The 12940-nt window shown below is 30.7% G+C and carries 11 protein-coding genes; 1 reads left to right on the top strand and 10 read right to left on the bottom strand.

Annotated elements, in window-relative coordinates:
- The 5 genes from T483_RS0124155 to T483_RS0124135 form a co-directional block, all read right to left on the bottom strand.
- Nucleotides 1-453, bottom strand: coding sequence for an RrF2 family transcriptional regulator (locus tag T483_RS0124155; RefSeq protein WP_026889131.1), 453 nt, complete (start codon nucleotides 451-453; stop codon nucleotides 1-3).
- 122 nt (nucleotides 454-575) lie between these two features.
- Complete coding sequence (locus tag T483_RS0124150) at nucleotides 576-1820, bottom strand: replication-associated recombination protein A (protein WP_026889130.1); 1245 nt, start codon at nucleotides 1818-1820, stop codon at nucleotides 576-578.
- Nucleotides 1821-2527: 707 nt separating this feature from the next.
- Nucleotides 2528-3562, bottom strand: a complete 1035-nt coding sequence (locus T483_RS0124145) for an N-acetylmuramoyl-L-alanine amidase family protein (protein ID WP_026889129.1) — start codon at nucleotides 3560-3562, stop codon at nucleotides 2528-2530.
- A gap of 86 nt (nucleotides 3563-3648) precedes the next feature.
- Nucleotides 3649-4968 carry a hypothetical protein gene (locus tag T483_RS0124140; protein ID WP_026889128.1) on the bottom strand — a complete coding sequence of 440 codons (1320 nt, stop codon included), beginning with the start codon at nucleotides 4966-4968 and terminating at the stop codon, nucleotides 3649-3651.
- 34 nt (nucleotides 4969-5002) lie between these two features.
- Nucleotides 5003-5641 carry a hypothetical protein gene (locus tag T483_RS0124135; RefSeq protein WP_026889127.1) on the bottom strand — a complete coding sequence of 213 codons (639 nt, stop codon included), beginning with the start codon at nucleotides 5639-5641 and terminating at the stop codon, nucleotides 5003-5005.
- A gap of 350 nt (nucleotides 5642-5991) precedes the next feature.
- Between T483_RS0124135 and T483_RS32550 the strand changes: the two genes are divergently transcribed.
- Complete coding sequence (locus T483_RS32550; protein ID WP_026889126.1) at nucleotides 5992-6996, top strand: N-acetylmuramoyl-L-alanine amidase family protein; 1005 nt, start codon at nucleotides 5992-5994, stop codon at nucleotides 6994-6996.
- 244 nt (nucleotides 6997-7240) lie between these two features.
- On the opposite strand, the gene T483_RS0124125 is transcribed toward T483_RS32550, so the two are convergent.
- From T483_RS0124125 to T483_RS0124105, 5 genes are all read right to left on the bottom strand, one after another.
- Nucleotides 7241-9220, bottom strand: a complete 1980-nt coding sequence (locus T483_RS0124125; RefSeq protein WP_026889125.1) for an ABC transporter ATP-binding protein/permease — start codon at nucleotides 9218-9220, stop codon at nucleotides 7241-7243.
- Nucleotides 9221-9259: 39 nt separating this feature from the next.
- Entirely contained in the window at nucleotides 9260-10138 is an 879-nt protein-coding gene (galU, locus tag T483_RS0124120; protein ID WP_026889124.1) for a UTP--glucose-1-phosphate uridylyltransferase GalU, read from the bottom strand.
- A gap of 315 nt (nucleotides 10139-10453) precedes the next feature.
- Entirely contained in the window at nucleotides 10454-10975 is a 522-nt protein-coding gene (locus tag T483_RS0124115; protein ID WP_026889123.1) for a VanZ family protein, read from the bottom strand.
- Nucleotides 10976-11117: 142 nt separating this feature from the next.
- Nucleotides 11118-11345, bottom strand: coding sequence for an acyl carrier protein (locus tag T483_RS0124110; RefSeq protein ID WP_026889122.1), 228 nt, complete (start codon nucleotides 11343-11345; stop codon nucleotides 11118-11120).
- 81 nt (nucleotides 11346-11426) lie between these two features.
- Nucleotides 11427-12938 carry an amino acid adenylation domain-containing protein gene (locus tag T483_RS0124105; RefSeq protein ID WP_026889121.1) on the bottom strand — a complete coding sequence of 504 codons (1512 nt, stop codon included), beginning with the start codon at nucleotides 12936-12938 and terminating at the stop codon, nucleotides 11427-11429.
- Nucleotides 12939-12940: the final 2 nt, after the last annotated feature.

Here is a 12940-nt window from a genome sequence, read left to right as displayed (position 1 = left end):
TCATTCACTCCTATCCACTATCTTAATATTATTCTTATTGTTTTTAATTGTCTCATAATCATCAAGTATATCCTGTAATGTAATTGAGTTCATAACATCGTCTATGCTTCTTTTAATCTTTTCCCAAACTGCTTTGGTTGCACAGCAATCCGAACTATCACACTCAACACCATCAATACAATCTGCTATCTCAATTGGCCCTTCAAGAATAGTCATAACATCGCCAACCGTTATGTCCTTTGGCGGCTTGCATAGAACATATCCACCTTGAGCACCTCTTATACTTCTAATCATATTAGCACGTCTAAGCGGGCTAAATAACTGTTCTAAATAATATTCCGAAAGATTTTCTCTCTTTGATATAGTTTTTATTGAAACTGGGGCACCACCATAATTAGATGCTAAGTCAACCATAGCTCTAACTCCATATCTTCCTTTAGTTGAAAGTTTCATTATTTCTTCACCCCTTTTCGTTTTTTGTTGATATTTTCTAGTTTTTCTAGTATTATAAAAGATATATTAAATTCGCTTATATCTTACCAAAATACTCGGCTTTTGTCAAACGATAATTGCTATTATTTTTTTATTTCTGCCCAGTATTTCCTCAAACTCTCTTCATATTTATTATTTTGTTCATTATAATAAATCTTTCCAAGCAGTTCTTGCGGTAAATAACTCTGTTTTACATAATGATTAGGATAATCATGAGGATATTTATAGCCACCAACGCCAAGGTTTGCTGCTCCAGAGTAATGAGCATCCTTTAAATGCATTGGAACATCTCCAAAATTCATATTTTCCAGATCATTCATAGCAGAATCTATAGCTAAGCATGCACTATTAGATTTAGGAAGAGTTGCTAAATATATAACTATTTCCGAAAGAATTATTCTTGCTTCCGGAAGTCCAACCTTTAATGAAAGTTCTATTCCAGAATTAACAACAGATAATGCATTGGGAAATGCAAGACCAATATCTTCTGCTGCAATAACAGATATTCTTCTTATTATAGCTGTTAAATTTCCTCCTTTAATCAATCTAGCTAGATAGTGGACTGCTGCATTAGGATCGCTTCCCCTTATACTTTTTTGAAGAGCACTTAATAAATTATAAAATTCATCTCCACTAGAATCAGCGCGCATACTTGATTGCCCTAAGCTTTCAATGTATTCACTTGAAATCACTCTAACCTGCTTAACTTGAGAATTTATCGCCATCTCTAAAATATTATAAGCTTTTCTATAGTCACCTTGAGATATCTCTCCAATATACTCCAGCGCCTCATCTGAGTATTCTATCTCTATCCCTTCATCTATAAGCTTTTGTATAGATCTTTTAAGTCCAACTATTATGTCACCTGTAATTAAGGGTTTAAACGAAAATATATTACATCTACTTATTATTGCTTTGTGTATAACGAAATAAGGATTTTCAGTTGTACTTGCGATTAAAGTTATTCTTCCATCTTCTATAAATTCTAACAATGCCTGCTGTTGCTTTTTGTTAAAATGCTGAAGCTCATCTATATATAAAACAACTCCATTATAATTTAATAAGCTATCTATATTATTAGTTATGTCCTGAATATCCTTAACCGATGCAACTGTTGCATTTAATTTATAAAATTTCTTATCTACATAATTAGCCATTATGTTAGCTAAAGTTGTTTTTCCCGTTCCTGGTGGCCCGTAAAATATGCAATTACATATGTTTTTTCCAGATATCAAGTTATATAATGGCTTTCCTTGACCCAATATATGCTGCTGCCCTACAAAATCTTCTAATTTATTAGGCCTCATCAAGTCCGCTAATGGTCTCACCTTTTCCACTCCTTTCTGCAATTATCATTTTAAGACGTAATCAAAAATAATAATAAATCTCACTTTAATCATTTGCTATCAGAGTAAAATCTCAGGAGACTTCTAAGTCGGATGCTCATTTTATAAATCTGACTTTTTAATCCTTTAGATAAAAATCCCAAAGACTAATATGCTTCTTTTTTATTCTCTCTAAGAATTCAACACTCTTAATCAGTAACTTTCATAATTTATATTATCAAAGAATACAACGTCACAAATTTGACTTTAATATAAATTTCTTGAGAATAAAAAAATCTCAGCATATGTGCCAGACAATTGATTCACTCGAAGCCTAAGATTTCTAATTTTCTATTTAGCAACATACATATCTTAGTAACCCCACTCACATTACTACATTACTTATACCTGATCAAAACTCTTCTTGGTGGTTTTGGACTTCTCTTTTTCTTTAATGTGTCTTAACTTATATAATAAACTTTATTTTATATGTTCTTATATAATAAACTTTATTTTATATAAGAACATATAAAATAACGCTTTCCCCAATATTTCTCTTCGCTAGAAATAAAAATAGCGACAAGTAATATTATAGCAGATATAAAAAAATAAGAAAGCAGTAAGAATTTAAAATTCTTACTGCCTTTCTAAAACTCTGTCAAAACATTAAAATTTTAGAATCAAATCTGCATTTACATAAATATACAAATCTACTTGTTACTAAAATATGTTGGTGTTGCATTAACATATTTTAAACTTCCATCAGGACCTATTAAAGAAATGACTACAGTTACTGTCCCGCTCTGACCTTTTTCAATCTTATATCCGCTATTGTAATCTCCACTAATTCCAACATCTGTTCCATTTTCTAATGATACACTTATTTCTTTTTTAACCGAATAAGTTACTCCTCCTATAGACGCAGTTGTTGTGTCTCCTGGTGTAAATCCAAATACTGAAGGTTTTATAGTTACTGCCCCATTTTCATCTGGGTCCGACTTAGATAACCCAACTCTTGTTTGACTACTAAATGCCTGATCTATAGGATCTTGAGATGTCTTACCGCCTGATCCTGATCCTCCACCTGATGAATGACTGCTGCTTTCTGTTTCTGTAGGATTGCTTAAATCAACTACAACTCCACTAGATGTAAACCCTAATGTTGGAGTTGGTAGCTTAGTTCCTGTAGCTTCTCCAGTTGCTGCAAATGTATAAACTACTCCATCAATTGTTACATTACCAACTTGCATTGCTCCATTTGATGCAAAATAATATACTTTTCCATCAATTTGAATTACTCCACTTTGCATCGCTCCTGATACTGATGCAAAATACCATACACCATTATCATTTATCCATCCTGTTTTCATTGCTCCTGATGATTGTAAATAATACCATGTACCTCCATCATTTACCCAACCTGTCTTCATTGCTCCTGACGATTGTAAATAGTACCATGTACCTCCATCATTTGCCCAACCTGTCTTCATTGCTCCTGATGATTGTAAATAGTACCATGTACCTCCATCATTTACCCAGCCTGTCTTCATATATCCATCTGTATTAAAATAATACCAACTTCCGTTTATAGCTCTCCAACCTGTAGAGTATGAACTTCCTTCAGTATTCCACCATCCGTTAGAATCTTGCTTCCATTCCGCCGATGCCCCAATTGGAGATAAAGTCGCTATTGTTAATGCCGCAACAGCACAGGCAACTAATTTTTTCAATTTTAAACTTTTCATTATTATATTACCCTCCTTGATAATTCTACTTTCCATTTTTATGATAAAACTATAAATTATTGATATGGTTCTATAAATAACACTTTTTATATATTAGAACGTTTTATAAACTTATGTAAAAACATAAGTAGTCCTAAAATGAATATTATAGCCCCATATATCATTAAAGCTTCCAAAAAATATTTTATTGTATAAGAAATTGTATTAACTAAATAAGCTTGGTTAATATTAATTTTTTCATAAACTCTTAATCCATACGCAGCAGAAGGTATCCCTAATAATATTAATCCTGATAATAAGACTCCATTTCTTATGTATCCGACTCCCCAATTAATCCCTCTTCCGTTTATCTTTGCCAATGTAACCATAAAAATAATAGGTAGAGTTATCAATATATAGAACAACTTATAAATCATCGACGTTGCCTTTGCTAATATATAAAGTTTATTAGAAGCCAATATCCTATCTAAATTAATTTTTTCAACTTCTTTGTCAATATTATTTTCTGCCTCATTCTGTAATTTTCTTTCTATGTTATCCAACTGATTTTCAACACTTTTACTAGACTGTGCCTGGCTTGCAGAATCCGCCATCTTATTGTTTGCCGATCCTGATTCCTTACCTGAATTTTCATAAGAGTTATAGCTACTTGGTAAAGATGCACTATTACTCTCACCATTGTTAGAGTGCTCTAGTGTTGATTCGCTTCCCTTAGAATCATCATCAATAGTTATGCCATAGCCAGCTAGTATCTTTAAAGCCTGTTCCTCAGTTATTCCATTTTTTCTTGCCTTTTCAATAGCCTGTTCCTCAGTTAAACCTTTTTCTTTCAATATTTCTCTTACTCTAGCTTCTGCTTCTTCTTTGGACATTAGCTTTTCCACATTTAACGCATTCTTCATATCATCTTGTGATTTTTCTTTCACAAGCATCATATTACTAAACTTAAATTTTGGACTTTCATATGTCATATTCTCTAAATTATAGTTATCATTATAAGATAAATCACTTTTGCTAGACTTTAAGTTACCAAAAATTGATTGTAATACATCAGTAACTCTCTGTTTATATATTTCTGTATCCAAAGGTTTAATATTATTTTCTCCTGTTTCTAAATAATCAATTAAGCCAGAAATCATAGTATCAGCTTCTTTTCTTATATCATCTTCTGTTATTATTGATTCCTTAATGTCATAATTAATATTTTTAGCACTTAATGTAGCATCTATTTTGTCGTAAATTAATTCTTTGACTTGTTCATAAGTATTATTTTTATTAAATATAGTTGTATAAGTATTCTTATTTAACACAATAACTCTAAGAAATATTGCTAATACTGCAACTATAATACTACATATTAGTAGAATTTCTATGATAATACTGATGCCCCTTTTAATCTTACTCATGCTAGTATATTAATTCCTTCCTAAGATTAACTTCTTAATAAAAATTTTTTAATTCAACAACATCTTTCCAAGTAATACTATTAACTTTATCTATAACACTTTGAATATCGTTGTAATTAAGTTCTATTATAGTTTTTCCAAATTGTTTAATAGTTCCAGTTGTTTTTCCTTTGCTGTCCTTACCAAATGAAACTGTTAATGTATTATTATAAGCATTAACAATATTAATTACTTTCAATTCTGCATCTTTTCTATCTTGCCCTTGTAAATTATCCATAGCTTGTACTTTTTTTGCTATTTCTAAAAAGTCAGTTTTAAACTTATTAAAAGTAGCCTCATCTTTAGTAGCTTTTTGTAAGATTTGTTCTACAGTCTCATTTTGGTTATTATCGAATTTTGCTATTGCTTTATCAACTGTCTTGTAATCCCCAAAATTAGCATTAACTTTATTAACAAAATCCGAAGATACAATTGAACCAATCTTTGTATCTTTATTAACCCCTGTTAATAAACCAGTTTGGTTTTTCCCATTAATATATTGGCTTACAAGCACTCCCTTTAATAATTCAGCCTTATTAGGCACTTGTGTTTCAGCTGCTAAAGCTCCAATTGATGTAGAGCAAGCTACTACTAAACCAAGAGCTCCCATTGATAATATTTTCTTCATCTTCATTCCTATTTTATCCCCTTTCAATATTTAAATATTAAACATATAATTTATATTATATCGCTATACATTCTATAATATAGCATTTATGGATTAATTACAATATTTTTTCCATGTTGTGCACGAATATGAATAGTCCTTAAATTAAAAATTGTTATTTATTTCAAAATTTATTTTCCTTTTAATAATTTAATATACCGCTATTTATAATAATTTGAAATTTATATATTTAAATGGTAAATTATATATATGTATATTTCAAACTTTACATAGCTATACATAAAATTAGTAAATTAGAAAATTCCACAGGCTATTGTGAACTTTGATGATAACTAAGTATTATGAGGAGTGTTAAAATGAAAAAACTTAAATTAAGAAACTTAATGTTAGTAGCTGCAGTAACACTTGTAGCTACTGCTACTGTTACTTTGCCAACAAAAGCATCGGCTGCTTGGAAACAATCTGATAGCGGTAATTGGAGCTATGATAACGGAAGCAATTGGGTATCAGGCTGGACAGCAATTGATGGAAAATGGTATTTCTTCGATTCTAATGGAGTTATGAAAACTGGTTGGGTTAGCGATGGTGGCACTTGGTATTATCTTGCTCCATCTGGAGATATGAAAACTGGTTGGATTAACGATAGAGGTACTTGGTATTATGCTAATTCATCAGGAAGCATGCAAACTGGTTGGGTACTTGATAATGGTTCATGGTATTACTTAAATACCTCTGGTTCTATGCAAACTGGATTACTTGAATTAAACAGTAAAACTTATTACTTAAGTGAATCTGGCGCAATGAAAACTGGAAATGTAACAGTTAATGGTGTAAACTACACATTTGCAACAAGTGGAGAGAAGATCAGTGCAGCTTCTGCTGTAAATTCAGCTTCATCCTCAACAACTACTGCTACTGATACAAGTAATTCAAATACAAGTTCATCAGGCGGTTCTGGTGGTTCTGGCGGCGGCTCTGGTTCAAGCGGTAACACAACAAAAGCATCTATGCCTTCATATTTATATGGCACTTGGACTGTTAACAATGTTGTGTCAAAAGGTTCTTTAAGTGATGATAGCGTTGAAAAAGCCCGTGGTCAGCAGTTCACTATTTCTAAAGATAGTGTCAGTGCTACAGTTCCAGGTATTGGTCCAATAGCTGTTCCTACCCCTTCAGTTAACGAAAGCACGATGACAGTTTCAGCTTTTAAATCAAAATTTAATAATGTAGATGCTGATGGTACTAATGTTAAAGTTGTTAGTATATCTTCCCATGGATATTCAGTAAATATATTTGTCACAGAAAATGGAACTAAATATGTTTCATACCCAGCAAAGAATGCTCTTTTTGAATTGGAATAATACTTAACTCCATTATTCTCCTGCATAGGAACTTGAATTCAAAAATAGATATTCATTTGTGTACAAGCATTTAACATAATAAATAGACATTTGGATGTTAGGTATCCAAATGTCTATTTTATATACATTATAATTGAGTTTTTAAATTATAGCATTGTTTGAATACTTAATAATTTTATTTTAATACTTAACTTACTAGAATTCTAAACCTAAATTTGCTATTACTATATATATAGGCTATTAATTATTCTCTTCTCAAAGATTCTACTGGATCTAATCTAGCAGCCTTATTAGCTGGCAATAATCCAGCCAGTACACTTATAACAATGCTTAATATTAATCCAAAGGCAGTATAAGACTTCTTTATTAAAACTAAATTGATACCAAATAACTTAGCTGACATGATATTTATACCTCTCATTAATGCATATGCAAAGGCAAGTCCAATAATCCCACTAAAGCAACCAATTAAGAACGCTTCTAAAACAAAAATTCTTCTTATATCCTTTCCACGTCCCCCTATGGCTTTAATTATTCCTATTTCCTTAGTTCGTTCTACAACGCTAATGTACATAATCACTACAATCATAATGGCAGATACCACTAAAGATACTGCTGAAATTCCCGATAGTACATAAGTTAAAATACTTATCATAGAATTAAACATATTTAACATTTGCTCTTGTGAAGATCCTGAATATCCAAGTTCCTTGACCTTTTCTTTTATTCCATCAGTATATTTTTCACTAGATGTATTTAAATACATCACATTAGGCTTTAATTCATATTTATTCTCTGAATACCAATTCTCTAAATCTGAATAGTTTAAAAAGACAGACTTCATAATTGAAGTTAAATCTCCACCAGCTGTAGTATAAATTCCACTTACAACAAATTCTCTTTTTAATACCTTTTGATTTACTAAAATACTTAAACTCACCTTTTTACCAATGACATCTTCTCCTACTTTATCGCTTATAGTTTTGTTTATCAGTATCTCTCCATCCTTAGGCAACGTTCCTTCTTTAAGATTTGATTCTGTTATATTTGAAGATATGGTTGAGAGCCTCATAACATTGCTTCCTTTTCCATTATAACTTAAAGAATCTGCTCCTAGAGATATTTCATTAAATCCCTTTTCTATGGAAGATACATTTTCTATTTCTGATAGCTTTTTTATATCGTCTTCTTTAAATGGAATTTGCTTATTTATATCAGGCTTCTGTATAGTTGCAATGTCTAAATCCACTGTTTCTGAATCATCACTAGGCATGTTCACTTCTATTACTAGAGGATTAACATAACTATTCATAGTTCTATTAAAATAAGCCTTAATTCCATTTCCAAAAGCCAGCATCAAAATAAGACTCATTATCCCTATACTTGATCCTATAGAAATAGCTATATTTCTTATTGCCTTTTCCTTCATATTAGTAAGCGCCAGCTTTATGGCATTAAAATAATTTAAACTTTTTCCTTTTTTACTGATATACCTGCTTCCTTCATAACCTTTACCATCAGCAATATCATTTTCCAATTCAAAGAATTTATTATCATCAATTATACTTCCATCAGCTATTTTAATTACTCTGCTGCAACAAGATGCCACTTTTTCAGAATGAGTAACCATAATTACAAGTTTACCAGCTTTAGCTATGCTCTTCATTATTTCCAAAACCTGCATTGATGTCTTTGAATCTAGACTTCCTGTTGGTTCATCTGCAATAATTATTTCAGGATCATTCACTAGCGCCCTTGCAATAGCTACCCTTTGTTTCTGCCCACCTGATAACTGATTTGGCTTCTTATTTATATGCTCTTTTAATCCTAGTTCTATCAGCAATTCTTTTGCACGCTTAGCTCTTTCTTTTTTCTTTATATTAGATAACGTCATAGCTATTGCTACATTATTCAAAACAGATAAATGCGGTATTAAATTAAAGCTTTGAAAGACAAACCCAATCTTATTTTTTCTATACTCATCAAGCTCTCTTTTCTTAAACTTTTTAATATTCTCTCCGTCTACAAATAATTCTCCACTATATTTAGAATCTAATCCACCTATTAAATTCATTAATGTAGACTTACCGCTACCTGATTCCCCTATAATTGCCACTAATTCATTTTTGTCAAAAGATAAATTAACATCTTTTAGCACATAAATTTTTCCACTATTTTTTACTTTATAATACTTGCTAAGATTTCTTAAACTTAATGTACTCATTATTTTCCTCTTTTACTAATTCAACTTAAATTTCAAAACTTAAATAACTATATTCTTTAAATAATCAGTAAACCCATCTCTAAGTTCTGAATTTCTTAATGCATATTCTACTGTAGCTTTTAAGTATCCAAGTTTATCTCCCACGTCATATCTTACGCCTTCAAAATTATATGAATAAATTGCTTCCTCTTTAAGCAATTCCAATAATGCATCTGTAAGCTGTATTTCATTACCTTTTCCAGGTTTAATTCTGCTCAGTACCTCAAATATATGTGGTGTTATTATGTACCTTCCAAGAATTGCAGTATTAGATAAAGCATCTTTAACATTTGGTTTTTCCACTAATCCCTTAACCTTAGAAACTCTATCCTCAATTTTTATTCCATTAACTATTCCATACCTTGATACATGATCTGGTTCTACTGCTTGCACTCCCAATATACTTGTTTTATATTCACCATAACAATCTATAAGCTGCTTCAAACAAGGCTTTTGATATTCATTTGTATAAACAATATCATCTCCAAGTAATACTGCAAAAGGCTCATTTCCTACAAACGCCCTAGCACAATAAATAGCATGTCCTAAACCTCTTGGTTCTTTCTGCCTTATGTAGTGAATATTTGCCATACCTGATATATCCCTGACTATCTTTAATAAATCATCCTTATTATTTTTAGCCAATTCTTCTTCAAGCTCCACTGACTTATCAAAATGATTTTCAATACATGTTTTGTGTCTTCCAGTTATAATAAGAATTTCTTCAATTCCAGAAGCTATTGCTTCTTCTACAATGTACTGAATTGCAGGTTTATCCACTATAGGAAGCATTTCCTTAGATTTTGCTTTAGTTACTGGAAGAAATCTTGTTCCTAATCCTGCCGCAGGAATTATCGCTTTTTTTATTTTTTTACTCATGATTATGTCCTCCACATTAGTCATCTTATCTTTTTTTGTCAATTATATCCTATTTATAGTATAACATGAAATTTTATTCTATTGTGAAATTATTTTAATAACTGGTCAAGTAGATAAAATCCAAAATCAATTCTACCATCATATATTATAAAAAGAACAAAATCGCAGGCGACTTTATATATATTATGCAATTATATATTTTTATTTAAGATTCCAGTAATGAAAATACCAATTGTGATTAGAATGAAAAAATTTAATCGATATATATAATATCAATTAAAAACGTACGTAATTTTTCAACTACGTACGTTTTTCTTAAGACCTTTTTCTTTTATAAATCTTATAATAAGAAAGATAAAATAAACCTAATCCAATCATTGCTCCCATAAAGTCAACCAAAATATCACTAACTAATGAAGTTCTTCCTGGTATAAAAGCCTGATGAAATTCATCAGTTACAGCGTAAAATAAACAAATAAACAATATGTAAATTATCACGCCTTTTCCATTCTTATTATAAGAGAAAAGTGCACCGCTAACTAAAATTGCTAATACCATATACATAAATGCATGAGCATTTTTTCTTACTATATGATCTAAATTACTTGCGTCTACCTGCTGAACATTAATGTTATTCTTATTTACCTGAGAACTATCACTACTGCTTACTGCCTTATCTTTACTTTCATCTTGTGATTTTTCTTGATTTCCTTGAGCATTTTCAATTATATTAACCACCTTAGTGCTTTGTTCATGAGAAATTGTTCCGTTATTTCCTGACATATAAAATATAAATCCCATCCAGAACAAACATAAAAGTATAACGATTTTTTTCAAGTGACCACCTCTTTTTAATTAGACCGTTTTGAATTTTTATTTCAATAGTGTTAATAGTTATCTTATATTATACCCCATATATCACTTGCTTAAAACAAAAGTTGCACTAAACATAATTTAGTGCAGTATTTATATATAAAATTTATTCCTCTAAAAGACGTTGTACCAAATTAAAAATTGCTTCTGCGCTGTTAAAATTTTCAGGAATTATTTCAATTGCAGGAACTTCAATATCATATTCCTCATCAATTACATTAACAATTTCAACAATATCAAATGAATCCAAAATCCCTTCATCCACTAAAGTTGTGCATATATTAAAATCAACATCATCTCTAACACCTTGTAATAATTCAATTAACTTTTCCATAGTAGCTCTCTCCTTCATTGTATGATTTTACATATTATATAAACATATTTGTAAATTTACTAAAACTTTAAGTTCATATCTTTATTTTATATATTCCTCTATTAACTTTTTACGATCAATCTTTCCATTCATATTGAGTGGCATACTACTTCTATTATAGCAGACATTAGGCAACATATAACGAGGCAGCTTCTTCTTTAAATTCTGTGATAGTTTTTTAGCCTCAAGGCTTCCCGAGTAAACGGCAACAATTTGATCACTTTCTTTATTATATAGGCAACAGCACATATCCACACCTTCTAATGCGCTCATTGCATTTTCTATTTCACCTAATTCTATTCTATTTCCCATATGTTTAATTTGAAAGTCTTTACGTGAAACATATACTAATTCTCTATTCTCATTCCAATAAACTAAATCTCCTGTACAATAAACAGTTTCAGGATAGCTCTTATTTAGTGGATTTTGAATAAATGCTTCCCTTGTTTTTTCTGGATTATTATAATATCCACAAGCCAAGAAAGATCCACGAATTAACAATTCTCCAACTTTTCCACATTCTTCAACAAGTTGTCCATCTTCATCCACAACCAGAGCATCTACATTATCGCATGTAACCCCTATTGGGATAGGTTCATCATCATTAAATTCTCTGTCAACTATATAGTATATTCCTATATCTGTAATTTCAGTTGGTCCAAACAAATTTGCATATACTGCATCAGGAACATGTCTTCGCCATATATTAAGCTGTTTAGTAGGCATTGTCTCTCCTGCAAATAAAATCTTCTTTAAATCAGGAATCTTAATAACATCTAAAGCTCCTAGGTTAGCCACTATGCTTAATGCAGATGGAACCCAATAGATTGTGTTAACTTCTTTTTCTTTCAAGAATTCAAGTAACTTTACTGGAAATGAGAATAACATCTTAGGAATAATATATAATGTTGCTCCACTTCTAATAGTTGCAAATATATCTAATACAGACATACTAAAATAAAATGGTGTCTGATTTCCAAAAGTAGTATTTTCATTTAACTCAAAAGTCTTAACTACCCAGTCTGCATAATCAATCACAGATCTATGACATACAATAACACCTTTGGGAATCCCTGTTGATCCACTTGTAAAAAGAATATACAAAGGATCAGTATCAATTATTTGCCTTCTTGCAGTCTCTAATTTTTCTTTATTTTGCGATAACATATGAATTTCATCATACAATACCTTTATGCAATCTGTTTCTATAAGCGAAATATACTTTTCTGTTTTATCATCGTAAATTATAGCCGCTGGCTTCAATGTATCTAATATTATGTTAATACGCTCTACAGGCATTTGAGAATCAAGTGGGACATAAAAACAACCTGCATATGCTGCACCCATGAATCCCGAAATATTTCGTGCGCCTTTTTCCATATAGACAACAATAGCTTTACGCATGCCTATATTTTCTATCAAAAAACTCCCAATACTTTTAGCAGCTTTAACTAGTTCACGATAAGTCAATTCATATTTGCCATCAGAAAAAGCAACTTTATTTGGAAATTTCTTTTCTGATCTTTCAAGATAAGATAAAATGCTTTTTTCCATAA

The organism is Clostridium beijerinckii HUN142 (assembly GCF_000621745.1).
GTDB classification, from domain to species: Bacteria; Bacillota; Clostridia; order Clostridiales; family Clostridiaceae; genus Clostridium; species Clostridium beijerinckii_A.
The sequence above is the reverse complement of the archived record's forward strand: the minus strand, read 5'-3'. Positions and strand labels throughout refer to the sequence as shown.

Excerpts from the sequence above, each read along its gene's own strand:
- T483_RS0124155 (WP_026889131.1), bottom strand. The coding sequence starts at position 453 with ATGAAACTTTCAACTAAAGGAAGATATGGAGTTAGAGCTATGGTTGAC.
- T483_RS0124145 (WP_026889129.1), bottom strand. The coding sequence starts at position 3,562 with ATGAAAAGTTTAAAATTGAAAAAATTAGTTGCCTGTGCTGTTGCGGCA.
- T483_RS0124140 (WP_026889128.1), bottom strand. The coding sequence starts at position 4,968 with ATGAGTAAGATTAAAAGGGGCATCAGTATTATCATAGAAATTCTACTA.
- T483_RS0124135 (WP_026889127.1), bottom strand. The coding sequence starts at position 5,641 with ATGAAGATGAAGAAAATATTATCAATGGGAGCTCTTGGTTTAGTAGTA.
- T483_RS32550 (WP_026889126.1), top strand. The coding sequence starts at position 5,992 with ATGAAAAAACTTAAATTAAGAAACTTAATGTTAGTAGCTGCAGTAACA.
- T483_RS0124125 (WP_026889125.1), bottom strand. The coding sequence starts at position 9,220 with ATGAGTACATTAAGTTTAAGAAATCTTAGCAAGTATTATAAAGTAAAA.
- galU (WP_026889124.1), bottom strand. The coding sequence starts at position 10,138 with ATGAGTAAAAAAATAAAAAAAGCGATAATTCCTGCGGCAGGATTAGGA.
- T483_RS0124110 (WP_026889122.1), bottom strand. The coding sequence starts at position 11,345 with ATGGAAAAGTTAATTGAATTATTACAAGGTGTTAGAGATGATGTTGAT.
- T483_RS0124105 (WP_026889121.1), bottom strand. The coding sequence starts at position 12,938 with ATGGAAAAAAGCATTTTATCTTATCTTGAAAGATCAGAAAAGAAATTT.